Annotated in this window: 24 protein-coding genes; 10 read left to right on the top strand and 14 right to left on the bottom strand. The window is 42.4% G+C overall.

Annotated features, from left to right (window positions below):
• Positions 1–4 precede the first annotated feature (4 nt).
• From gerPC to IRB79_RS08225, 4 genes are read left to right on the top strand one after another with little or no spacing between them, the layout of a single operon-like run.
• On the top strand, positions 5–616 hold the full coding sequence (gene gerPC / locus IRB79_RS08240) for a spore germination protein GerPC (RefSeq protein WP_243508026.1): 612 nt from the start codon (positions 5–7) through the stop codon (positions 614–616).
• Positions 613–789 carry a spore gernimation protein GerPD gene (locus IRB79_RS08235; RefSeq protein WP_243508025.1) on the top strand — a complete coding sequence of 59 codons (177 nt, stop codon included), beginning with the start codon at positions 613–615 and terminating at the stop codon, positions 787–789. The genes gerPC and IRB79_RS08235 overlap by 4 nt, the downstream gene beginning before the upstream one ends.
• Positions 790–795: 6 nt before the next feature.
• Positions 796–1,182 carry a spore germination protein GerPE gene (locus IRB79_RS08230; RefSeq protein WP_243508024.1) on the top strand — a complete coding sequence of 129 codons (387 nt, stop codon included), beginning with the start codon at positions 796–798 and terminating at the stop codon, positions 1,180–1,182.
• Positions 1,183–1,210: 28 nt separating this feature from the next.
• Complete coding sequence (locus tag IRB79_RS08225) at positions 1,211–1,429, top strand: spore germination protein (RefSeq protein ID WP_243508023.1); 219 nt, start codon at positions 1,211–1,213, stop codon at positions 1,427–1,429.
• Positions 1,430–1,464: 35 nt separating this feature from the next.
• Here the strand turns inward: IRB79_RS08225 and IRB79_RS08220 are convergent, their stop codons facing one another.
• The 3 genes from IRB79_RS08220 to addB all read right to left on the bottom strand — a co-directional run bounded on the left by IRB79_RS08220 (position 1,465) and on the right by addB (position 9,373).
• Positions 1,465–1,776: an HNH endonuclease gene (locus tag IRB79_RS08220; RefSeq protein ID WP_243508022.1), complete on the bottom strand. Its 312-nt coding sequence runs from the start codon at positions 1,774–1,776 to the stop codon at positions 1,465–1,467.
• Positions 1,777–2,130: 354 nt separating this feature from the next.
• Positions 2,131–5,889: a helicase-exonuclease AddAB subunit AddA gene (addA, locus tag IRB79_RS08215; RefSeq protein WP_243508021.1), complete on the bottom strand. Its 3,759-nt coding sequence runs from the start codon at positions 5,887–5,889 to the stop codon at positions 2,131–2,133.
• The gene (gene addB, locus IRB79_RS08210) at positions 5,867–9,373 is read right to left on the bottom strand and encodes a helicase-exonuclease AddAB subunit AddB (RefSeq protein ID WP_243508020.1); all 3,507 of its coding nucleotides are present in this window, start codon (positions 9,371–9,373) and stop codon (positions 5,867–5,869) included. The genes addA and addB overlap by 23 nt, the downstream gene beginning before the upstream one ends.
• A 148-nt stretch (positions 9,374–9,521) precedes the next feature.
• Between addB and IRB79_RS08205 the strand changes: the two genes are divergently transcribed.
• Positions 9,522–10,676 carry an MFS transporter gene (locus tag IRB79_RS08205; protein ID WP_243508019.1) on the top strand — a complete coding sequence of 385 codons (1,155 nt, stop codon included), beginning with the start codon at positions 9,522–9,524 and terminating at the stop codon, positions 10,674–10,676.
• Between the two features lie 33 nt (positions 10,677–10,709).
• On the opposite strand, the gene IRB79_RS08200 is transcribed toward IRB79_RS08205, so the two are convergent.
• The 3 genes from IRB79_RS08200 to fabG form a co-directional block, all read right to left on the bottom strand.
• Positions 10,710–11,084 carry a GNAT family N-acetyltransferase gene (locus IRB79_RS08200; RefSeq protein WP_243508018.1) on the bottom strand — a complete coding sequence of 125 codons (375 nt, stop codon included), beginning with the start codon at positions 11,082–11,084 and terminating at the stop codon, positions 10,710–10,712.
• 249 nt (positions 11,085–11,333) lie between these two features.
• A complete protein-coding gene (locus IRB79_RS08195) occupies positions 11,334–12,512 on the bottom strand; it encodes a thiolase family protein (protein ID WP_243508017.1) in 1,179 nt (392 codons plus the stop codon).
• 55 nt (positions 12,513–12,567) lie between these two features.
• Positions 12,568–13,308: a 3-oxoacyl-ACP reductase FabG gene (gene fabG, locus IRB79_RS08190; protein ID WP_243508016.1), complete on the bottom strand. Its 741-nt coding sequence runs from the start codon at positions 13,306–13,308 to the stop codon at positions 12,568–12,570.
• A gap of 254 nt (positions 13,309–13,562) precedes the next feature.
• Between fabG and IRB79_RS08185 the strand changes: the two genes are divergently transcribed.
• Positions 13,563–13,889 (top strand): hypothetical protein, encoded by a 327-nt coding sequence (locus tag IRB79_RS08185; protein WP_243508015.1) that lies wholly within the window; start codon positions 13,563–13,565, stop codon positions 13,887–13,889.
• Between the two features lie 150 nt (positions 13,890–14,039).
• Here IRB79_RS08185 and lepB read toward each other — a convergent pair whose 3' ends face one another.
• From lepB to IRB79_RS08165, 4 genes are all read right to left on the bottom strand, one after another.
• Complete coding sequence (gene lepB, locus IRB79_RS08180; RefSeq protein ID WP_243508014.1) at positions 14,040–14,594, bottom strand: signal peptidase I; 555 nt, start codon at positions 14,592–14,594, stop codon at positions 14,040–14,042.
• Between the two features lie 24 nt (positions 14,595–14,618).
• Positions 14,619–15,242, bottom strand: coding sequence for a TVP38/TMEM64 family protein (locus IRB79_RS08175; RefSeq protein ID WP_243508013.1), 624 nt, complete (start codon positions 15,240–15,242; stop codon positions 14,619–14,621).
• A 130-nt stretch (positions 15,243–15,372) separates the two neighbouring features.
• Entirely contained in the window at positions 15,373–16,302 is a 930-nt protein-coding gene (locus IRB79_RS08170) for an LCP family protein (protein ID WP_243508012.1), read from the bottom strand.
• A gap of 282 nt (positions 16,303–16,584) precedes the next feature.
• Entirely contained in the window at positions 16,585–18,570 is a 1,986-nt protein-coding gene (locus IRB79_RS08165; protein WP_243508011.1) for a S9 family peptidase, read from the bottom strand.
• Between the two features lie 232 nt (positions 18,571–18,802).
• On the opposite strand from IRB79_RS08165, the gene IRB79_RS08160 reads away from it, so the two are divergent.
• Positions 18,803–19,192 carry a YhjD family protein gene (locus IRB79_RS08160; protein WP_221877347.1) on the top strand — a complete coding sequence of 130 codons (390 nt, stop codon included), beginning with the start codon at positions 18,803–18,805 and terminating at the stop codon, positions 19,190–19,192.
• A 98-nt stretch (positions 19,193–19,290) separates the two neighbouring features.
• On the opposite strand, the gene IRB79_RS08155 is transcribed toward IRB79_RS08160, so the two are convergent.
• Complete coding sequence (locus tag IRB79_RS08155; protein ID WP_243508010.1) at positions 19,291–19,845, bottom strand: competence protein ComK; 555 nt, start codon at positions 19,843–19,845, stop codon at positions 19,291–19,293.
• 199 nt (positions 19,846–20,044) lie between these two features.
• Between IRB79_RS08155 and IRB79_RS08150 the strand changes: the two genes are divergently transcribed.
• Together IRB79_RS08150 and IRB79_RS08145 are read left to right on the top strand one after the other, a co-directional pair.
• Positions 20,045–20,281, top strand: coding sequence for an IDEAL domain-containing protein (locus IRB79_RS08150; protein WP_243508009.1), 237 nt, complete (start codon positions 20,045–20,047; stop codon positions 20,279–20,281).
• Positions 20,282–20,344: 63 nt separating this feature from the next.
• The gene (locus IRB79_RS08145; protein WP_243508008.1) at positions 20,345–20,989 is read left to right on the top strand and encodes a Type 1 glutamine amidotransferase-like domain-containing protein; all 645 of its coding nucleotides are present in this window, start codon (positions 20,345–20,347) and stop codon (positions 20,987–20,989) included.
• 45 nt (positions 20,990–21,034) lie between these two features.
• On the opposite strand, the gene IRB79_RS08140 is transcribed toward IRB79_RS08145, so the two are convergent.
• The 3 genes from IRB79_RS08140 to IRB79_RS08130 all read right to left on the bottom strand — a co-directional run bounded on the left by IRB79_RS08140 (position 21,035) and on the right by IRB79_RS08130 (position 23,528).
• On the bottom strand, positions 21,035–22,327 hold the full coding sequence (locus IRB79_RS08140; RefSeq protein ID WP_243508006.1) for a M48 family metallopeptidase: 1,293 nt from the start codon (positions 22,325–22,327) through the stop codon (positions 21,035–21,037).
• Between the two features lie 174 nt (positions 22,328–22,501).
• Complete coding sequence (locus tag IRB79_RS08135; protein ID WP_243508005.1) at positions 22,502–22,807, bottom strand: AzlD domain-containing protein; 306 nt, start codon at positions 22,805–22,807, stop codon at positions 22,502–22,504.
• A complete protein-coding gene (locus IRB79_RS08130; RefSeq protein WP_243508003.1) occupies positions 22,800–23,528 on the bottom strand; it encodes an AzlC family ABC transporter permease in 729 nt (242 codons plus the stop codon). The genes IRB79_RS08135 and IRB79_RS08130 overlap by 8 nt, the downstream gene beginning before the upstream one ends.
• A 136-nt stretch (positions 23,529–23,664) precedes the next feature.
• Here IRB79_RS08130 and IRB79_RS08125 point away from each other — a divergent pair, with 136 nt between their 5' ends.
• Positions 23,665–24,216: a helix-turn-helix domain-containing protein gene (locus tag IRB79_RS08125; RefSeq protein WP_243508001.1), complete on the top strand. Its 552-nt coding sequence runs from the start codon at positions 23,665–23,667 to the stop codon at positions 24,214–24,216.
• Positions 24,217–24,288: the final 72 nt, after the last annotated feature.

The following is a 24,288-nucleotide window of genomic DNA, read 5'->3' as shown; positions in this document are numbered from 1 at the left end:
GCGCTTGAACCAGCAATTAAATACCTATCTTCAGCAATTGCATGCTTTTGTAGAGGCACAGGAAAAACGAATACACAGCCTGGAAGCAGCGGTCAAAAAACTTCAGGAAGAGACTGAAGTTCTGAAAAGCCGTCCGCCGATGCAGGTCGATCGGATTGAATATAAATTCGACCAGCTTAAGGTAGAGTCTCTTGAAGGCACTTTAAATATTGGCTTAAATCCTTCTGAGCTGCAAAACATTGAAGATTTTGCCGTAGATAACAAAAACATCAAAGCACCGATTTCGCCTAAGAACCAAATGAAGAGAACAATGGAAATTGAAGATGCCATCTATCAATATTTAGAACGGGAACTTCCTGACATTACAGCTTCTGTACAGAAGAAGTTAAATGTCAGTGTAGATGATTCCTATATTGCGTTTATCAAAGAAGATATCAAAAAGCAGCTGCCTAACAGGATTGACTTCTATATTAAACAGCAGCAGGCTTCGAATCGATCCGGGCAGGAAAATGATAACGCAGAGATTATTGAGCTTATAAAAAAGGAAATTCACAATGGAGTCCATGCCTTTATCTCGCATTTGCCAGAGAATATGAAAGGGATGAATAACGAATGAATTATCAGGTATATAACAGAGATTTATGTGTTGGCAGCATAAGAGTGCTGGGTGTATCCAGCTCATCTGTTTTAATGGTGGGAGATACGCATACGATCCAGCTGGCAGCCACTTTTGATACACCACCTGAATCGCTTCTGGTTGGGCCATTTGTGCCTCTGACACCGGAGTAAGCTGCTATGCTGCAAAGAACTTCATCCGTAGACAGAATCAATATTGACACCATCGCCTTTTCTTCTGTATTTGAAATTGGGGACTCCTGTTTTATTAAAGGATTCTCCAGAGCAATTGCTGCTCAGCGTGAAGCTGAATATTTTAACGCAAAGGAAGGGAATTTTTCAGTCTATCCCGTATTCAGGGAACCCATTCCTTTAATCCCTATTGAAGAAGACATAACCATGCAGACAACACAGCTTAATCCGATCATTCGGGTTCAGAACATTGATATTATCGGGGTTTCCTCCTCATCTGTCATTCATATCGGCAACAGTGGAAATATTTCAATGGAAGCCCGAGTCAAGCATATCCGTCAGGTTTATCCCAAAAACAGCACTTCTCAAGGATGAAAAAATTTTTTCATAAAGGATGTTTTACATGCCAGCTATAATCGGACCGGTACAAATCATCAATGTCGGCGGGGGGATTGTGCAATTTGGAGACTCCCTGTACATCTCTCCAAAAAGCAATTCCAAATCAACGACCGGACAGGGTGCCGCAAATACGGGCGGCTTAATCATTACAAACAATGGCCTGAGTGCCAGCAATGTACTGGATACCAGTCTGGTTGATCAGCCAAATGTCGGCAATAACTAATTTTTTATCAGTAATTCCGGACGATAGCACATTTGTTATCGTCCTTTTGATTTCCTGTCATTAGACTTTTTGGCTTTCGTTATCTTAGATGAAGGCTGCTTCCTGATCCATTTCAAATATTTTCCAATTTTATCATCCTGCTGTAATAATTCTATTGAATTCAGTCTTACAGCTAGCTCTGCATTCGTATATAAAGCATGAATCTGCTTATGACAGGGTATGCATAATTTCGCGGTCGGCATGAAGGTGCCCCCCATTTCTTTCGGCGTTAAATGATGGACGGTTATTTCAGTATCCTCCCGCAGGCATAATTCGCAGGTTCCCGTCTCTGTTTGCTTTTTTCCCATTGTAAGCCTCCTTTATATTTAAATTACCCTCTATATTGGGGCTGTAATAATGCACGGATTCTCTTTTTTGTGCGCGGGAACTCTCTGATTGTGCGCGCTTTTTCAGCTGGTGCGCGCGCTTCACCTCGTTCTGCGCGGATTACTCCCTTTTGCGCGCGGGAATATTTCGTTTGCGAGCGGAACTCTCTGATTGTGCGTGCTTTTTCAGCTGGTGCGCGCGCTTCGCCTCGTTCTGCGCGGGATTCTCCCTTTTGCGCGCGGAAACACACTGGTTGTGCGCGGCTTTTCGGCTAGTGCGTGCAATACCATTCCTGCTAATACAAAAAAACCGGCAAGTTCCCTTGCCGGCTTTCCCTATAACTTAATTGTATGAGCCCCGTCAAAGAAGAATAGGCATCTTTCATTGACTTCTCTCTTTAATATTTGTTCCAGTGCTCTGGTGTACATATCAATTTGAACTTTGTACCTGTTTTCGAGAACGGGTTTGGCTTCAGCAAAGCCTCCCTTAAATCGGCCGGTGATTCCATCCGTTTTATAATCCAGAAGCACCAAGCCCTGCTCATCTTCAAATACACAGTCCACAATCCCCTGAATGAGAACTGGTTCAGCTCCTCCCTTCCAATCTGAATAGATTTCCCGGGCTGGGAAAGATAAACTGAATGGGATTTCTCTTCTTACCGATTTAGCCTGAACAATTCTTTGTCCCAGTTCGGTTTCGAAAAACTGTACAATCAGCAGCGGCTCAATGCTGGCATGCTGCTCTTCTGTCAGCAATTCGTTATGAACCATCTCTGCCATTTTGGAAGATATCGTTTCCACAGTTGCAGGCCTGCTGAAATCAATATGCTGCATGACAGCATGCATAGCAGTACCCCGTTCAGCTGGAGAAAGTGATTTTTCCTGCATAAATCGAGGCCTTCCTAGCAGGGGTTTATTGATTTTACGGATTAATTCAGTACCGCTGTCTTCTTCAGAAAAAATCTCCCGCTGCCTCTTCACTTCCGAAACGGATTGTTTAGATCGATGCTGTGCTGCTTGCTTATAGGAATATTTCCAGGAAAGCTGTTCCTCTACTTTATCCTTATAAGTCGATTCAGCCGGAACAGGTTTACCTTCATAAACCAATGGCAGCAGATCCGTTTCGCCATCTTTGGCTTCTTCTGAAAGAACAGCAGCTTCTTCGCTTTTGATTATGGTTATATTCCAGCAGGAAGGGTGTTCAAGTATGTCAGCCGGAACGAGAGGATACACCGGCCCTTCCCCTCTCAATGCCTCACAATCTTTATGTCTTACAAGCGATGGGCCAATCCAGTCCAGGTAACTGTTTGCAGAAGCCCTGTCATACTCATTCAGGAGCCACTCTTTATGCTCAGATGCCTGCAGCCACTGATTTATTTTTTTGTCTGCACTCTTGACGGACGAAACAAGGAAAAGCTTTTCCTTCGCCCTTGTTAAAGCAACATATAGGACCCGCATTTCTTCAGCAAGCATTTCCATTTTCTTTTTTCGTTTAAAGGCAATCTGCGGCAAAGAGGGATAAGAAATTCTTTTCTCGGCATTTACATATTTTGCCGCGAATCCAAATTCCTTATCAAGCATGTATGGCTTTTTCAGGTCCATCGTATTAAAGGTGCGGGCAAGCCCTGCAATGAAAACGAAAGGAAATTCCAGTCCTTTGCTGCTGTGAATCGTCATAAGGCGGACAACATCTTCCTGCTCACCCAAAGCACGGGCAGCGCCAAGATCATCGCCTCTGTCCCGCATTCGTTCAATAAACCTTAAGAAGCGGAATAATCCTCTGAATGATGTTGCTTCATACTGTCTTGCTCTGTCGTACAATGCGCGAAGGTTTGCCTGCCTCTGTTTTCCGCCCGGCATGCCGCCCACGAAATCAAAAAACCTGGTTTCTCTATACAGATGCCAAATCAGCTCGGAAAGAGAACCCTGGCGCGCCATCACACGCCAATCTTTAAGCTGATCAAAAAATGGCCGCACTTTTTCATATAATTCTCCTGTTTCCAGGGTTGGGTCATTCCGGCAAAAAGAAGTCAATGCTTCATAGAAAGATCCTCTTTTATTATGGATCCTGATTTGTGCAAGCTCTTCTTCGGTCAGCCCCAAAATAGGAGATCTTAGAACAGATGCCAGCGGAATATCCTGATATGGATTATCAATCACTTTTAGAAGTGACATCATAATCGCTACTTCCGTTGCTTCAAAATAGCCGCTGGAGAGATTGGCATAAACAGGGATTCCCTGCTGTTTGAACTCCTCCATTATTTGCGGAGCCCATGTCATGGAACGTAGCAGGATGACAATATCCCTATACTTGGCAGGCCGCCCAGATTGGGTCTTTGTGTTGTAAACTTCTTTCCGATTCTCAATGATTTCTTTTATTTTCGACGCCATAAATCTGGCTTCGAGCTGTGACTGGGCTAAATCTTCGCTGTCAAAACCCTCATCCATTGATTTAGGCTCAGGTTCGTTTTTTTCATTTCCTTCAAGGTCAATAATGGCAATTTCTACAGGGTGTTCCTGACTCTCTGAATAAGGAGCTCCTTTAACAAGCTCAGCTGCCTGATCATACTCAATTTCACCGACAGATGTTCCCATAATTTGCTTAAAAATATAGTTGGTCCCATGCAGGACTTCTTTACGGCTTCTGAAATTGCGTGCCAAATCAATTCTGAGCCCCGCCTCTTCTCCGTCCCGGCCAAACCGGGTGTACTTACCCAAAAACAGATTAGGCTCTGCAAGGCGGAAACGGTAGATCGACTGCTTTACATCGCCTACCATGAAAAGATTCCCGTTTTCTTCTGAATCTGCCGTTACCAGCTGCAAAATAGCTTCCTGAACCATGTTGGTATCCTGATACTCATCAACAAGAACTTCTCTGAACTGATTTTTGCAGGCAAGAGCTGCTTCTGATGGCAAAAGCCTCCCCTCTTCATCTGATGATGAAAGAATTTCAAGGCAATAATGCTCAAGATCGGCAAAGTCAACCAGCCCTTTTTCAGTTTTAACCTGGTCAAAGCGAATGGAAAATTCTTTAACTAACGAAACAAGCGATTCTATATGTGGCTTCATTTCCGCCATGTCACGCATGAAGCTTTCCTGTCTGCGGAAAAACAATTCTTCCTGCAGGCCTGTTATGATTTTCTTGGCCTGGTCCCTAAGTTTCTTTGCTTTTTCAACCAGCCCTTCATCATAATCATCACCCTTACACGTTTTGGCTCTGCCAAAAGACCATGATTGCATCGCTTCATATAGCATCAGCCAAGAATCATTTTTCGCTTCAATTAGAGTATTTACGACGTGCAGATCTGCGATAAAGTTTTCTGCTCTCGGAGCCGGTCCTCCTGGAAGCTTGGTCAGCTCCAGCCCATATTCCAGCAGCTGCTTGGCCCCTTTCAGCTGAAGATCTATATCTTCCAAAAGGGAACGGACAAATGGAAGCTGTTCAAGACTGTTAACTCCATCCACGTTATACATCTCAACAATTGAATCAAGATATTGATCAGGTGAAGGGTTGGAGCGGGCAAAATCGTATAAGTCCCTAATTATATCCTGAAGCGCAGTGTCACTCCTGTCATTTGTAAAAGTGTCAACAAGTGCAAAGAATGCTTCATTTCCCTCTCTACCGTATTCCTCTTCAAAAAGCTCTTCAAGTACTTCATCCCTTAAGAGCTGTGCTTCTGTTTCATCAGCGATTCGAAATCCGGGATCAATATCGGTCATGTAGTAATATTTTCGGATCATCTCTAAGCAAAATGAATGCAAAGTCGAGATGGATGCCCTGTTTAATAAGCTTACCTGCTTTCTGAGGTGAGCTGACTTCGGATCGGCATTTATCGCTTTTTCAAGAGCCTCGCCGATTCTGTGCCTCATTTCGGCTGCCGAGGCATTTGTGAAGGTCACAACAAGCAGTTCATCGACATTAATAGGATCTTCATCAGCGATAATCTTATTGATAATCCTTTCAACCAAAACAGCCGTTTTCCCTGATCCGGCTGCAGCAGCCACCAGGATATCCTGGCCCTTGGCCATAATCGCTTTCCATTGGTCATCAGTCCAGGTTGCATCTTCCGGCTTAGGCGGTATGGCCATTTTCATCGCCCTCTACCTCCTTCTTGATGATTTCAATCATGTCTTCTTTTGGCTTAGGCACAAATAATCTGTAATCATTTGTATCGAGCGATTCGTCAAATTGGCATACAGATTTATAGGCACAAAAAGTACAAGGTGTTTTGTCTTTCATTTTATACGGGGCAATATCGACAGCCCCCTCTGTAATCTTATTGCCGGTATTTGCATACATTTTCCGTACATAACGGCGCAAATAGTCAAACTCCTGCTTGCTTGCCACTTTAGATCGCTTCGAGAGTGTCCCGTCCTTCTTGAATCCTGCAGAGATGATGGAAGAATCTCCTGTCTCAAGAGTCTGATCCATTAATCTGATAACATTTTCATTCCCAAGCATCAGACCATTCATTTTAAATTTCTTATAAAGTTCCTGCTCAATATCTTCCAATGTAAGCATCTTAGATGTGCTTACAATTGGATTGTGGACATGGAAATAAAGTACTCCAGCTGGATCTGCTTCTGTTCCGATTAAGGCATTGGAATGGGCAATGATAATATCAAGATACGTAAGCATCTGCAGAGCAATGCCATAATAAACCTCACTGACATTTAAGTCTTTGGAACTGGATTTATAGTCAATAACCCGTAAAAATGTTCCGTTTGTATCCTGAGCCTTATCCACCCTGTCAATTCTTCCGACAAGTTCCATTTTCGTCCCGTTTTTAAGCGGGAAAACAAGCGAAGGAAGTTCTCCTTTTGGACCAAATCCCAGCTCAAGCCCCACTGGCGAAAATCCGCTTGATTTGGCATGCTCACTGATTACATAGGAGGCCCTGCTGATGATTTGCTCAAGCTTTCTCTTAATATAGTGATGTCTGTTCGAGCTTAAAAGAATTTCATTTTGCAGTTTAGGAGCAAGCATTTCAACTGCTTCTTTTGCAAGGATCTCACACTGTTCCCTCGTCATATCTGTCCATGAAAGCTTCTGAGTCATAACTGTTTCTGCGATAAATTTTAAAGCAGCATGGAATAAATCCCCGATATCCGGTGCCTCCAAGCGGTATACCTGTCTTTCCCGCAGCCTTAGTCCATGCTGTGCAAAATGGGAAAATGGACAGCTATGGAATAATTCCATTCTGGAAACACTTGCCTGAATATGATCGCCGTACAATTCTTTACTGATGTCTTCGCCAAGCTGAAGTGTCCTGTTTTCATAATTCAGGCTGGAAAGAACCTTTAATGCTGGCCTTCTCCACTGCTCATTATTAAGGTAGCAGTTATAAACATCCCACCACAGGTCATAGATTGGGTAGCTGCGTTTTTTCAGCTGAAGCTGTGAAGTCAAATACGAAAGTGCTGTATTAAGGTTATCCGCATATTCCAGCTGCTCCGTTTCCGGCAGCTCTGCCGGATCCGACATGAAGGAATGCTGCCTGCAATCAGGGAATAAATCTCCCAATCTCTTAATATAAGGAGAAGGCATAAGAGCCTTACCTTCTTCATTTGACAGCGGATAACTGATAAAAAGTTTTTCTGATGGAGTAACAAACGCTTTATAGGCTATAAATTCTTCATCAAGAAGTCGTGTACGGCTTCCTGGCGCCAGTTTCATTCCGTTGGTGTTCAGAATTTCTCTGTCGTCATCCGCCAGCACACCGTCCTCTGAGAATTTGGCAGGAAGTACTCCCTCATTCAGACCAATGACAAAGGCAGCTTTAATATCAGTTAGCCTTGACCTTTCCAAATCGGCCGCCATGACCTGATCGATGGCAGGCGGAACAAGCGTAAATCTCAGCGACTCCAGACCGGCATCCAGAATGGAAGCAAAGCGCTTAAGCGTCACTTCTTCTTCACCAAGCATTTCTACATACTGATCCAGAAGCTCCATAATGGCATTCCATGCTTGTCCATGTTCCCTTGACTTAACAAGGTTCCCTTTTTCCTCTTCAGCTGTTTTCCACTTTTCAATCTTCACAGGCACATCCATTTCTTCCATGTACAAAAATAAAGCTTCACAAAGTCCGCGGCCATCAGCAGCCTTTTTCAAGCGCCTGTGCAGCCTTAATATTGGGCCTGTAATCATTTTGCGCAAATCACTTAACTCATCTTCTATTTTCTTCTCGGCATCAGTCTGGGCAACCGCATCAAACTCCAGCCCCCTGATTCTCCTGTAAATCCATCTCTTCTTCTTCGTCCATTTGTCTCCTTGAATGCCATAGGCAAGAACATAGTTCTCAAGTCTGTCCATTTGCTCACGAAGCTTGCCGGCGTTTAACCTGGACGGAAAAATCAGCTCCGTTTTTACTGCCCTGAAGATCGGTTCATAGCGCCAATTCCCATTGATGATTTCAAGAGTTGACCGAATTAACTCTACGAGGGGATGATTCAGCATAGTTCTTTTTTGGTCAATAAAAAATGGGATATCATAGTCATGGAACACTGTTTCAATCATGTCATGATAACCCTGTCCGTTTCTTGCAAGTACTGCAATATCACGATAGCGATAGCCATCTGTACGAACAAGCTTATTTATTTTTCTGGCAACGCCCTCGATTTCAGCTCTCCTGTTAACAGCCTGTCCGATATGAATGTCTGCTTCCCCTGGCAATGCCTCAGCAGGCCTGCTGTCAAAATGGTCCTCAAGATGCCTAAGAGAAGGGCTGCTCCACCTTCTTTGCTCAGTAAGGATCATTTCTTCAACATCCAGACTGTTGCGGGAAGCCATTTCTTTGATTGTCTGATAGTTTTCTCCAGGCATTCTGAATAAATGAAGATCATCAGGAGCACTATTTTTAAACGGCTGGTCAAGCGTCAGTGTAATAGTGACGTTTTTACACTGCTTCATCAGCTGTTCAACAATCGAATATTCCTGTGGTGTAAAGCTGTAAAAGCCATCTATATAAACCTCGGCATTTTTTAGATACTCTGAATTGGAGGCTTTTTCAGCAAGCAGGCGGAAATAATCCTCTGAATCTGTATATTTGCCGGCAAGGGATTCTTCAAAATTTTTATAGATTAATTCAAGATCATGCAGCTTGTCCTGAAGTGCCTTATTCGATTTCCCTGTTCCTGAGAGCTGCTGCTGCCTTTCAGCCAGTTCATCGGGAGCTACACAATAACGTTTGAATTCAGTCATTATTTGTTCAATTTGCTGAATAAAACCATTTTTATCTGCAGCCCTCTGGAAAAGCTTCAGTTCATCCTTTTTATCTTCGATAATTTTGCGGATTAGCATGCTGATGCCAACACTGTTAAGATGGTATCTGCTCATGCCTCCTGTTTCCTGAAGAATTCTCCAGGCAAGGCGCGTGAAAGAATATACCTGGCTGCGTATCATTCCGCCAAGGCCTGGCGTGGTAATTAATTTATATTCTGAAAGGAACGTCATTTGTTCCGGAACTAAATAAATGATTGGATCTCCATCCGGATTAAGCCGCAGTTCATCGCGGATTTCATTTAGGCAGTGTTCCGTTTTGCCGCTTCCGGAACGGCCTATCAATAAACGTACGGTCATATTTTTCCTCCTTAAAAAAAGCTCTCTCTCTATCATTATTTTATCATATAAGCTGTTCAATTTTTTGAATGGGGTTTTTCAAAATTGTGGAAATGACAACTTTCCTATACGGGGTTTCGTGCATAAAGTATATCGGCAGGTGATAAGGATGATGTCAAAACCGGTCCTGATTGCAACTTCAGTCATTCTGACAGTTACAGGAATTTTTGTGGCCAGCAACATTTATACACTAATCCCTATTTACGGGGACATTGCTGACTCATTTAAAGTAAACGAAAATTATATTGTCGGCGGGGGAAGCCTTTTTGCATTTTTTTATGCAGCCGGCCTGCTATTCTTTGGTCCTGCTTCAGATACATTTGGCAGGCGCAGAATTATTATTACGGGTTTGTTTGCTTCTGCTTTATCCACTTGTGCCGTCGGGCTCTCTCCTAATGTAGAGGCTCTCTATATAACCAGGTCGATTCAGGGGCTGACCCTTGGGAGCTTTGCTCCTGTTGCCTTCGCTTATTCTTTTGATCTTTTTCAGCCCAGGAGCCGCACCCTGCTGCTTGTTTTTATCAATACAGGGTTCCTTGTCGCCGGCATTCTTGGACAGCTGATCAGTTCGACAATTACTTTTTATTTTAAATGGAACTATGCTTTTTATTTCTTTGCGTTTTGCTATTTTATTCTTTTCCTTGTATCGTATAAAATACTTCCAGGCACTTCTCCTCCTTCCAAATCAGGGGTTTCCGTTATTTCTATTATGAAAAACCTATTAATGAACGGAAGCCTGCTCCAAAGCTATGCTATTACATTTACTTTGCTGTTTACCTTTGTAGCTTTTTACGATGCAATAGGAAGGAATTTCGAGGGAACCATGGAGGAGCTGTTCACATTAAGAGCTGTGGGACTAATCGGGGCGCTGCTGTCTCTCTTTACGGGAAAATTAATTGAGCGGATTGGTGCCCATTCGACATTAAAGCTTGGTTTACTTTTAGGAATCTTCAGCATCATTAATATGTTTTTCTTCAGCAGCACTTTTGCCTTAATGGCTATTTCTATAATGTTCGTGGCTTCCATATCTCTTCTTGTTCCCACTGTTATCACACTGATTGGCATGATTGCAGGGGCTGATCGTGCAAAAGCGCTTTCTCTCTATTCTTTTTTTCTATTAACCGGAGCAAGCCTTGCCCCGCCGGCAGTCATGATTCTTGAATATCATTATGTACTGTATCTGCTTCTTGCCTTTTTCCTGACGAATATCGTTCTTAGCTATTTCTTGTCAAAAGAAATTATTTTTGTCAGTCAGCCAGAATAAATCTTGTAAAGCGCGGAATCATTCCGCGCTTCTTCACTCTTTCCACTCCTTTCTCAGGAGCCCGTATAGATACATATCATGCCGTTTTCCATCGCGCTCAAGAAACTCTCTATAGCAGCCTTCTCTCTGGAATCCAAGACTTTCATAAAGAGTTTTTGCTCTAGTATTATAGGAAAATACAGTAAGCTGAAGCCTATACAGATTAAGCTCCATAAAAGCATAGCGAATCAGGCATTGCACGGCTTCCTTTCCGTACCCTTTTCCCCATTCGGTTTCATCTGCAATGGCAATGGTGATCCAGCCTGTTCTGTGGGGCCATAAAATGCCGTTTAACTCTGCATAGCCTATCAGTTCATTTGCTTCTTTTAACCTGAGGCGAGAATCTGAAGGTGTCTTGCGGACATTCATCAAGCCATTTCTTAATTTCCGTTTCCTGTTTGGGTTTTACCGGAAGAGCACCCAGGTTTCGCATGATTTTTTCGTCTGAATGCCACTGGATTATCTTTTTAATATCTTCCTCAATAAACGACCCCAGAATGATACTCCTTCCAGACAATATCGTACTGCTTATCACTTTCTTCACCCCCGGAAAAATCAATTCTGCAGAAGATGGGATCCACTTATTTCGGATAAATAAAGAGCTCCCGAAGGAACTCTTTATTCGTACGTTTCCACAAATACTGTGGCCCCCATCCCGCCTCCGACACATAGAGAAGCTATTCCTTTATGGCCGCCTCTTCTTTTTAATTCATGAACGAGACTCACAACAAGGCGCGCACCGGTACATCCAATAGGGTGTCCCAGACTGATTCCGCTTCCATTTACATTCACTTTGTCCCGGTTTAAGCCTAACTCTTTCTCCACCGCCAAATATTGGGCTGCAAAAGCCTCATTGACCTCAATCAAGTCTGCATCATCAAGCGACCAGCTGACATTAGCAAGACCTTTTTTGACTGCGGGCACTGGCCCTCTTCCCATTACTTTTGGATCTACTCCAGCCACGGAGAAGCCAACAATCTTTGCCAGAGGCTTCAGTCCCTTTTTCAGAGCCAGTTCTTCCGGCATCAGGACAAGTGCTGCTCCGCCGTCATTCAGGCTTGATGCATTTCCTGCTGTAACGGAGCCGCCCTTTCTAAAGACAGGCTTCAAGCTTCGCAGCTTTTCGGCTGTTAAATCTGCACGTGGGTTTTCATCTTTTGTAACGGTTACTTCCCCTTTCCTGCTTTTCATAGTAATTGGAACGATCTGAGAATCAAAGTAACTGTTTTCAATTGCGTGCAAGGCTCTCTTGTGGCTAAGCAAGGCCGCTTCATCTTGTTCTTCTCTTGTAATGGCATGAATTTCTGCCAGGTTTTCTGCCGTTTCCCCCATCATAATATGATGGATTGGATCTTCGAGAATTTCCCATACGGTGTCGGTTACCTGCCCATGCTGCATGCGGGCGCCCCAGCGATGCTGTTTTAATACATAAGGGCTGGAGCTCATGGCTTCCACTCCTCCAGCAATCACGATATCTGACATCCCTGACTGAATCTGCAGCGCTGCAGAAATAATTGCCTGCATACCGGATGCACACTGCCTCTGGACTGTGAACCCTGTTGTTGTATCATCAAAGCCTGCAAGCAAAGCTGCTGTCCTTGCTGTATTCGGTTCATCTGTACGTTGAATGCAGTGTCCCAAAATCACTTCATCCACCTCATTGCTCTGCAGGCCGCTTCTCTCGGCAGCTTCTTTTAATACAGGCACAATCAAATCTGTCGGCAGAAGATCCTTAAAGGCTCCGCCAAACGTTCCAACCGGTGTTCTGACTGCTGATGTTATTACAACATTTCTCATCTTTTCCACCTCATTTTATCTTCTGATTATCGAGCAGGCGCTCGAAGTCAGGTCATTACATCATGATGCCGCCATCTACATGAAGGACCGTGCCATTCACATAATCCGATTCATCGGAAGCCAGAAACAGGTATGCATTCGCAATATCTTCCGGTTTTCCAAGTCTGCCCAGCGGAACCATGCTTTGCATTTGGCCAATAACCTTTTCCGGTACTTTTGCTGTCATACCGGTTGAGATAAATCCTGGGGCAACGGCATTTACGTTGATTCCTTTTCTGCCGAGTTCTTTTGCCCATGTTTTGGTCATTCCCACTACACCCGCTTTGGCTGCAGCATAGTTTGTCTGTCCGACATTCCCATAGACTCCGGAAACAGAGGAGGTATTGATAATTTTACCGCTTCCCTGTTCCAGCATGACTGGAAGCACTGCTTGTGTACAATGGAAGACACCTGCCAGATTCACGTCCATAACCGCCTGGAAATCGTCTGCAGATAACTTTGCCAGCATCCCGTCCCTTGTTATTCCTGCATTATTGATAAGGATGTCAATTTTTCCAAATGCCGCTTTTACAGCTTCCGCCATACTGTCTATGCTTTGCCTTTCCGCGACATTCACCTGAAAAAACTCAACCTGAAGACCTTTTTCCTTCAGCTCTTGAGCCCTGGTAATTCCCATGTCTGCATCATAATCTGCCATGGCTACCACCGCTCCTTCACCTGCAAACTTTTCGGCCGCAGCCAGACCAATTCCATTAGCCGCACCAGTAATAATGGCGACTTTATCCTTCAGCCTCATCAATTGCACCTCCATGATATATTTAAATATTCCGACATCAGATACTGAAACGGATCCTTTGACGTGTACACAAGCTATTATTCGACAAAGCCTGCAGTTTCTCCTGTGCCCCTGCAATATATTCTCATTGTTTAAAAAGCTATCCCGGTCTTCCAAGGGAACTCATGGTAATTTTTTGAATCGGTTTAATCGCAGCCAAAAAAGGCTAAGAAATATAAAACAAAAGGACAGCAAAATTGAAAGGAGCATTTATCATGAAAGTTGTTTATGGCTTGATGGCTCAAAACGGAGACGCCCAGGAGCTGTTATGGGATTTGGGATTTTGGGAAAGTGAAGAATCCGCAAAGGAATATTTAAATGCCGAAATGGCCAATACACGCGGAATTACCGTAGAGCCCATTACTATTAATGACGCTATACCAATTCCCCCAGAGGAAATGGCAGAAGAAAAAATGGTTGCCTGCTCCCTTTGCGGAATTGAATACAATCGTGAAGATGTCAATATGACTGACTATGATGAAAACGTATGTGTAAACTGCGAACCTGAATATAGGAATAATCCTAATTTGCATGTTATCTGAGATGTCTTGCCTGCAATTTGAAAAGCGCAAGCGTCTTGCCCACCCCCCGACACCTCTAGGAGGGGGCAAGACGCTTGCGCTAGACAGTTTAAATAAAAGGGACTCGAATAATTGATATTATCGAGTCCCTTTTTCGCAAAATAAGTTTGTTTAGAATGACGCATCCATTTCATCAAGCGGCCAATAGCGCAGGTTTACTTTTCCTACAACCTGGCCGGCTGAAATAAATCCAAAATGCCGGCTGTCCCAGCTTCCGTGGCGATTATCTCCCATAACAAAAAGTTTTCCGTCCGGAACCGTTTCTGTGCCCGTCATCTCCAGGAGTGTAAAATCACCTGTCAGTTTGCCTCCTAATGTTTCTTTCCGGTACTTCTCCAAGTAAGGTTCATCCACTTTTTTGCCATTTATAAATAATTCATCATTGCGGTATTCGATTTCATCCCCTGGCATCCCTATTATTCTTTTTACAAAATCCTCTTCATCATTATGATGAAAAACAATTACGTCAAAGCGCTCTAAATCGCTGACCTGATAGCCGATTTTATTGACAATCAGCTTATTTCCATCCTGAAGGGTGGGCATCATGGATTCACCTTCCACAACATAATTGGAGAAGAAAAAAGTCCGTATAAAAGCAAAGATGATGATGCCAATTGCAAAAGCCTTCAGCCATTCCGCTCCTTCTTTTCTCAAGCCTTCCTTCACATTCCATCTCCCCCAGTACTGCATTCAATGCTTTTTATTCCCGCGGTCTTTTTCTACGCTCATATTCATCTTTATTTCAATGATTTTGCCGACATACCAAAGAATGAAAATGACCAATGCAACAATGGCTGTCCGAATTGGCTGTGTTATTAATGATTTGATATCATATCCGACAAAGCTTATTGTAAAAATCATTACTATTTTGCCAGTCAGAACTGCCAGCATATATTGAGCAATGCTGATATTTGAAAGCCCGGCGACAATATTTACAACTGCCGAAGGAGTAAACGGAAAACAGAGCAGGATGAACAATGGCCCAAACCCATGCTTTTCCACCCATTTCATAAGTTTCTGTACCTGCTTATGCTTCTTCAAAAAACGGAGTATTCGTTTCTGGCCATATTTCCTGACCAGCAGGAAAACGAGCAGCGCTCCTGCCACCGCGCCGAGCCAGGAGTATAAAAAACCCAGCCAGAGACCAAATGCACTCGCATTTGCCATTACAAACAAAACCAGGGGCAGAAAAGGCAAAAATGCTTCTAGCATTGGAAGCAGAATACCGGGAAGGGGCCCAAATGAACGATATTCCCGGATTAAATCCATTATATGATCCAATGTAAACCAATCTTTGAACAGTTCAAAATCCATTTAGTATCTCCTTGTCCAATATGCAGCAAAGTCCTATTCGTTCGATTATCATTAAAGGGAAGTTTACCCTAGTTTTACCACTTCCCCTTTTATTGTACACCTAATCCGCCAAAAACAGTGTTTCTAACTTTTATTTCGAAAGAAACTCATGGATTGCCGCTTTGTTCGCCTCTTTATCTATGCCTAAAACAGCAGCACCATTAATTCTCTGGTTTTCAAATGTTCCATCAACAGGAACACGAAGAGTCTCTACATTCCTGTTATCCTCAGATAAGAAATCTTTCCCAATATACAGAATATCGCCCGTATTCATATTGGTATTTACAAAAGGAGTTACCACCCCGATGAGTTTTGGAAGCTTTGTAATGGTCTGAAGGCTTGTAAACTGGCTTGCTACTTCTTTCATTACCTTCTGCTGGCGTTCTACTCTTCCAAAATCCCCTACGGCATCCTGCCTGAACCTGACATACCCAAGGAGATGCTCACCATCAAGACGCTGCAGACCCGGTTCCAGAGTAACGCCGATATTGGCAGACATTCTTTTTTCCACATCAATTTCTACCCCTCTTGGAAAAGCTTCATCAATTAAATGGACAAAGCCTTCAAAGTCAACAATAGAGTAATATTTTATATCTATATCAAAGTTTTCCTTGAGCGTCTGCCTTAATAATTCAGGACCGCCATAAGCAAGAGCTGAATTTATTCTGTTTTGCCCATGGCCCGGTATGTCAACGTACATATCTCTCATAAAAGAAATAAGTTTATAAGTTCCCTTTTCAGGATGATACTGGGCAACCATAATGGTATCTGCCCTAGATTTCTCTTTTCCCCTTGCGTCACTTCCAAGGATCAGGATATTCGTTCCTCCATATTTATCTTTTTCACCGTTAAATTCAAACTCTTCTGTCTGTATATTTGCCTCTCCCTCTGTCTGGGAAACACCTTGCTTGAACTGAAAATACGAATAGCCAAGAGTTCCTGCAATCAGGAGAAACAGGACTAAGAGGACGGATTTCCATTTACTTTTCTTTTTTTTCTTTTCATATCTATCTGATCTCATAAAAATAAGTCCTTTCTTTACAGTTAAATTATAATTCGGCCGCGGGTATGGAAATACCTTCACCTATATTCGACTGCGGTTTCCATAAAAAAGTTTCGATATCACTGCTGGTATATCCTGTATACCCTTATACTTTGCAGATGAATTGGTTTCGTTGCAATTTATTTTAAATAGTTTCTTTACGCTAATATGAAAACTGATTTCATTGATATATCGGCGATTTTGATGTTACTTTACAGCTTTATTCAAAAAACCGCAAACCCGAAGGCCTGCGGTAACTGTTTAGAGATATTCATCAAACCAGCCGGCAATGTAGTTAAGGCGGCTGATTCTTAAATTCGGTTTTCCGCTTCTGGAAAGCTCATGGTTGGCTTCAGGGAACCGCACAAATTTTGCTGTTTTCTTCCGATGCTTTAAGGCAATGAATAATTGCTCTGCCTGCTCAATTGGACAGCGATAATCTTTTTCGCTGTGCAGAATCAGCAGGGGTGTATTCATATCATTCACATAAGCAAGCGGCGAATGTTTCCAAAGCTTTTCTATATCATTCAAATCACTCTTGATTTGCCAATCAGTAAAATAGTAGCCGATATCACTTACACCATAAAAGCTGATCCAGTTGGAGATGGAGCGCTGAGTGACTGCTGCCTTAAAGCGGCTGGTGTGTCCAATAATCCAGTTGGTCATAAAGCCGCCATAGCTTCCTCCCGTTACGCCAAGCCGGTCTTTATCGATAAAATCGAAGTTTTCCAGCGCGTAATCGACTGCATCCATAATATCTTCATAATCCTTGCGCCCGTAATCTCCTCTTACAGCGTCTACAAAATGCTGGCCATATCCATGGCTTCCCCGTGGATTGATAAATAAGACCGCATAGCCTTTTGCTGCGAGACATTGAAATTCGTGGAAATAAGAATTGGCATACATGGCATGAGGCCCGCCATGGATTTCGACCACAAGCGGTGCTTTTTCGCCCTCTTTCAGATGGATTGGTTTCATGATCCAGCCATGCAGGTCCCAATTATCCGAAGATTTAAACTGAATTGGCTCCGCATCTGCCAGTTCAACTCCGTTCAGGAACTCTTCATTCACTTTTGTGAGCTGTTTTAATTCCCCTGATGGGACATCAAGCAAAAATAAATCCCCTGGATATGACGGCTTGCTAATGGCTACAACAGCTTTATTGATACTTCCTCCTGTTGTCAATCCATATACATGCTGCTGATCCAGCAGTGCAGGATATAATTCCCCATCTAAAGAGCCATAATAAACAACTGTATTGCCATGATCAGTTGCCAGGAAATAAAAGCTTCTGCTGTCCTCTGCCCAAAGAATTCCCGGCGTTACTGCACCCTGCTGGAAATCTCCGATGGCATAATCACCAGCCAATATATCTGATTCTGCAGTCAGGCACTGCAGATTTCCAAATTCGAGATTATACACCCAGACCTTTGTATGCGTAGCATTTTCGTATTCCCTTTCATGCCCGAACAATCCTATGTATTTTCCATCCGGCGACCATGTGGCGCTTCCAAAATAACCTTTTCCATTTGTGATCCTTTTCATGTCTTTTGTTTCAGGATGGATGATATACACATCGCTTAGAAAAGAGAAATCTTTGTCTTCACTTAAATCTGCCGTAACAGCAATCCATTTTCCATCAGGTGACCAGTCCTGCAATTGGTAGTCATGTTCTCCGGATGTCAGCTGCTCCATCCCGCCAGTTTCAATATCTATTAATGCAACCTGGCTGTACCTTCCGCTCCAAAAACCCTGGGCGTCTGATTTATGCTTCATTTTTTCAATTTCAAGCGGAACGGGCTTGTCTGCCTGTTTTTCCTGATTTTCCTTTGTTTCTGCATCTTCACCAGGTTTTATTGAAAGATTGAAAACAATCTTCTTCCCATCAGGTGACCAAACAGGATTTGAAGCGCCATTTGCACAGTGTGTCAGCTGTCTGGCTTCTCCGCCTGCTTTGCTCATCACATAAATCTGTGATTTTCCATCTCTGTCGGATACAAATGCGATTGACTCCCCATCAGGAGACCAGCGGGGTGAATGATTACGGTGCTTGCCGTAAGTCCACTGAACCGGCATATTGCTTCCAATGGTATTTAAGTAAAAAATATTTGAACTATATGTATTTTCCTCATCAAGCATTCTGGTCTCAACAAAAGCTAAGTCATTTCCATTCAAGGATAGCTGCGGATCAGCTACAGATTTTAACTGATAAAGGTCTTCCGGTTTAATTGTTCTTTTTTGCGTCATTGATTCCATCCTTCCTAACTGTGCTGTTCTACTTATTTCGACATCAGAAATAAAATCCCTTCTCAATAAGCTGCTGGCTGAAACTTTTTTTAATTATTGGAAATGATGAAGAATAACAGCGTTTCGACAAATATAGGCTCTTGCAAGAAAAAACATTCCTTTGTAAAATTGAATGAGAACATTTGTTCTGTAACACTAACAGGATACTATTGATTAAGGGAGCAGAAAAAATATGACCAGAATTCCTGAGGAAGACCGTAATATCATGGAGCAGGCTATTTATTTGCCAATGGTGCTAACCATTTTAAATCGGGACTCCATCGTCATTAATAAAAGCCCGTTTAAACTAAAACAGCCTTATCTTGATTTGGTAGAAGAAACAATGAAGGTCATTCAAAGTGAACTCTCTGAGGTAAAACGCTATATGAATAAACACCAGCTAAAGGTACAGGAAATAAAGAGAGATGAGGCATTTACTATGTTTATGTTCCTTTACAAAGGATATGAGGAGCACCATAATTACTTTAACCCCCGCATCCGCAATAAAGTCCAGGAGCTGATGACATATTATCTTATTAAAAAACCTATGCCTGGGCCAGGAAAAAATCTGAAGGCAAATTAATATTTGTAATAAGAAAAGCCTGCAGCTAATAAGGTAATATACACACGGAAAACAGAAGCATGAAATTCCGCATGCTTCTTAGTTATCCTTTCCCTTCTCTATTGGTAGGCTCCAGTTCTCTCCGAAGCATTCATTATTTTGGAACCATTCACAAAGTACAGTGCTTTTCTCTCTGAATCTTCTATCCTTCTTATCAATGTCGTTTTTAGTAAAGCTGTTCTGAGCACCTGATTATTAAGAGTAGTATAAGATACTGGAATGATGAAGCTTTGCTTATTCTTGAAAACCACTTGAGTATGTGCGTTTTCCGCTCGCTTGAAATAATTGATGTGATCCAATGCAATCCAGATGCATTCAGGATTGTTTGGAGAGGCCGTCGGGAAAAAATAAATGAAATTTGTGGGGTCGATCGTTATCGGAGCTTTATGGGTAATGCCGGTTAATTGGCGTGTACCCTCTTTTCTGCCTTCATAGCTTGATCCAAAATATCTGCAGCTGCTTTTAATTATATCGACCGGCTTAAAAGGGGAAGTCACCTCATCATCAAGCTCCCAGATTTGCGAATAAACTTTTAGCCCATAAGAAAGGGGTTTGATAATCATTGTATTTGGATTGACTTCATACTCTTCGATCATTTGGGTTTTATGGTTCATATGTTTTCATCTCCTTTTCTATTTCGCTCTTGCTTTTCCATATTAACACCAATTTATCTAAAAATTACTAATTTATTCAATAGTTTTTAAATTGTTCACAATTTCGACATTCTGAAAATATTTTCTAAAAATTTAAAAAACTCAGTTGAATATTCAGAGGCAATTCCATATAATATTAAAAAGCTCAGGGGTGATTTCCATGAAGGAAAAATCATACACCGAATTAATGAAAACCAGTGGGATGAAGCGGAAAAATCATAAGGATTCTTTTGTTCTTGACCTTTATATTGATATGCTTGTTTCCGAGATTCTGCTGAATACAGAAAAAGAAAAGCTGATGAAAAAAATAGACGCAGCAATTGATGAAGGAAATAAACCGTCATTTATGCATTTATCGAAGCAGTACAAAGAACTTTCCAAACGTTTTGGCACTTAGTATACTAGTTTGCCCCCGCCAATCAGCGGGGTATTTTATTTTTAATAAGGCAGGAGAAAATTAATGGAAAGCAGGCATTTATTTTTAATGGGCGGAAGCCCTCCATTCGGGCAAAGGCTTGGAAAAAAGTTTACAGAGCTGGCTTCCGGAGCGGCTGGCAAAATAGCTATCCTCTTTTTGGAAAGGGAAGGCTGGGAAGGCTATATGAATAAGTATACTGCTGGCTTAACTCAAAATGGCGCAAGGAATTTCTGTTATCTGCCGCTTTCCCCTGCACCATCAGAATCTTTTCTTCAAGAATTGGCGTCCTGTTCCGGCATCATCATTGGAGGCGGTGAAACGGAAAAATACAGAAGTTTTATTGTGGATACTGAAGTGGGAGAATACATTGGCAAAATGTACATGAACGGTATTCCTGTAGCAGGCTTTTCGGCAGGTGCCCTAATCATCCCAGAGCATTGCATAATTCCCCCTATTGATACACCCGGAAAACAGCATCTCTTTCTGAATGGCATCGGGTTAATCAGGGATTGTGTCATAAGTGTCCATTTCACTAAATGGAATGGAGGGGAAAATTTAAAGAAGGCAGCCGGGAAAACCAATGTCACGACTGGTTATGGAATTGATGATGATGCAGGCATTTATTTTTATAATGAAATACAGACTGATATTGAAGGCCGCATACATATTTATAAGAATGAAACGTAAAAAAGCAAGCCACATGGCCTGCTTTTCTCTCATATTATTGTCAAATCAGTCTGCCGCCTGCTCCCGTTCTTTTTGCCTCTGTTCCACTTCAAATTCTTCAAGCATGGAAATACGCTCCAGCATGGTTGGATGTCCATACCGGAATATTTTTACGAGAAGCGGCGGATTAACCTGGCTTAAACCGGCACGTGTCAGCTCCTGAAATGTTCCTATTGCTGCTTTTGAGTCCTTCGTCATTTCGATGGCATAATGGTCTGCCCTTGTTTCCTGATACCGTGAAACAAGATTGGATAAAGGGCTTGAAATAAAGAGCAGCATCGAAAGAATCATCAAAAACAGCGGCAGGGACCGAATATCATTTACCGCAGGAATTTTTAGCGCCCTTCCCCATTTATCGACTGCTTTCTCCATTAATTTGGCTGTCAAATAAAGTCCCAGCAGGGAAAGCAGCAAGTAACCGCCAATTCCGATGTATATATGCTTTTCCACGTAGTGGGCCATTTCATGTGCCATAATAAAAAGGATCTGATCTTCAGTTAATTTATTCAGTGTTGTATCCCATAGAACAATTCTTGAATTTGATCCGATACCTGTCACATATGCATTCAGCGCATTTGTTTTCTCTGCCATATCGACTTCAAAGACATGTTCCGCCGGTATTTTAGCCTGACTGGCCAAATCAAGAATTTTTGTTTCAAGTTCCTTGTTTTTCAAAGGATAGAAATCATTATACAGAGGGTCAATGACAACCGGCTGCAGGAACATCATAAATAAGGTAAATGGAACAGACAATAGCCAGGCATAAAGCCACCATCTCTTCCTGCTCTTATTAATCAGCCAGTACAGTACAGACACAATTAGAACCATCATTCCATAATTAACCCAAAAATCAATGAGCTCATCCTTCATCCATCCGCTGAAGCTCTGAGTTGAGATATTATACGTTTTTGAAAGTGAAAAGCTGATATAGCTTAATGGCATCGTGGCCATAAACGCGAAAAAAGAAAGCCAAATCAAATAGATCGCCGTTTGCAGGAATTTATAAGGCGCAGTCTGCTCAGCCCACTTCTTAAAAGCCTTCGATAAACCAAATAAAAGAATGAATAAATAGAAAATCCATTCAAAAGGTGTAGAAATAAAAAACAGCAGGTTTCTTATTTTAGAATATTCCTCACTGAGCATCAGTTCCCTGCCGTTCAGGAAAGTTTCCGGATCTGCACGTGAGCCTTCATACTCAAACGGCAGACTGCTGTCAGCAAAATAGAATAAATACCAATAAAAAAATAAACCGTATACGAAAAAGGCCAGCGCCCCGTAAAAGCCTAATTTCCGCGCCATCTGATCCCCCCTTATGGTACAACCTTTCTATATTTAGTTTAGTATAAAAATCTGTAATTAGAACTATTTTGGTGGGACAATCATTAATTAAAAGTTATTAGCCTATTCCAGCAGTTCTATTGAAAAAGCCGGTTCTAGGAGGAACCGGCTAAAGAACATCAATAATAATCTTTTCTAAAACAAGAAAGAATATACAGATAACACAGCAATCGATCCTAATACAACAATAATCACATTTGCACCTAAAAAGGCTGCGAGAAAAGCAGCGGCTGCCCCGAGCAGCCCAAACCAAATATCTTCATTTATAAACAGAATGCCTGGAAAAATGAGTGCCCCTAATGTCGCATACGGCACATTCTTTAATATCCCCTGAACAAACCCGGGAAGCTCCTTCCCCTTAAAAAGCATAAAAGGCAGCAGCCTTGGGATATAAGTAACTGCTGCCATCCCAACAATCATCCACACGATATGGCTACTCATGCCCCTGCCCCCTGTGCCTGTTTTTTACACTTTCAATCCATTCTACTATTACAGCCGATAAAAGCGTAGACAGTACAATTGCCCAGCCTGTCGATAGCGTATTAGTCAAAGTGAAAATTGTGTTAAAACACGCTGCAAGTATCGCAAGAAATACAACTTTTGCACTCTTTTTCATCGACGGAACGAGAAGGCCGACAAACATGGCATAAAGAGCAACAGACATGCTTTCCTGCAAGGTTTGCGGAAGGCTCGCACCAATAAGGTGCCCAAGCCCCGAGCAAATGACCCAGCTTGCATAGGATACCGAGATAAGCCCAAGCATATAACCGCTTGTTACCTTTTCTTCACGTACTGCTGCAACTGAGAAAGTTTCGTCCGTAATCCCAAATGATAAAATTACCTTGTTAGCAGCCTGTTCATCATCCCACTTTTCATTAAGAGAGGTTGACATTAAGAAGTGCCTGATATTCACGATAAAAGTTGTCAAAACAATTTCAAATATGCCCGTTCCCAATGAAAGAAGGCTCAGGGATATGTACTGTGCTGCCCCGGCAAATACAAGCAAACTCATTAAAGCTGTTTCACCAATTGAAAGACCAGTTGTTTTGGCAAGCAGCCCAAATGTTAAAGCGATGGGTGCATATCCTATCGCGATGCTGATACCCGACTGCACCCCTTTCTTATATTCCCCGGAAGGTTTGCCGACTGCAAGTTCTGCCATAATGCTCACCGCCTTAAAAAATATAATACTAGGCCTGAAAATTATACTATAATAGACTTAATATTGAAGAATGATGCTTTGATATAATATATTATACATTCGTGCGTTATATTACACAATAAGCTTGGAGGATATAATGGAGAATATTCAAAAAAGTATTGGGGAAAACCTAAGGAATATTCGAAAAACAAGAGGCTACAGCCTGGATGCAGCGGCAGAAATAACCGGGGTCAGCAAGGCGATGCTGGGGCAGATTGAGCGGGGGGAATCCAACCCGACTGTCACCACCCTTTGGAAAATCGCGAGCGGCCTTCAAGTTTCATTTTCCTCACTTATTCATGAGGAACCATCAGATGTCCAATTCATAGAATTGAAGACTCTAACTCCAATAATGGAGAGCATGGGCAACTACAGGGTTTATCCCGTGTTCCCTTTTGACCCCCGCAAGAAATTCGAGATCTTCACAGTCGAAATTGAACCGGGCTGCCAGCATACATCTGATAAACATAATGAGGGTGTTGAAGAATATATCACTGTCATGTCCGGAACGCTTGAAATGGAGATCGGAGACCAGCGAATCACTGTCCGCCCCGGAAATTCAATAAAATTCTCAGCAAATAAAGCGCATACGTATAAAAATCTCGGAGACGAACTGATTCGCTACCAGGCAGTCATGTATTATCCATGAAAAAGTTGGCATATCGCTGCGGGCGGTATGCTTTTTCACTAAAATATTTCCAAAACAAACAAGCCGGACAAA

Origin of the sequence: Cytobacillus oceanisediminis, from assembly GCF_022811925.1 — a bacterium.
Lineage (GTDB): Bacteria > Bacillota > Bacilli > Bacillales > Cytobacillaceae > Cytobacillus > Cytobacillus oceanisediminis_D.
This window is presented reverse-complemented; position numbering and strand designations above follow the sequence as displayed.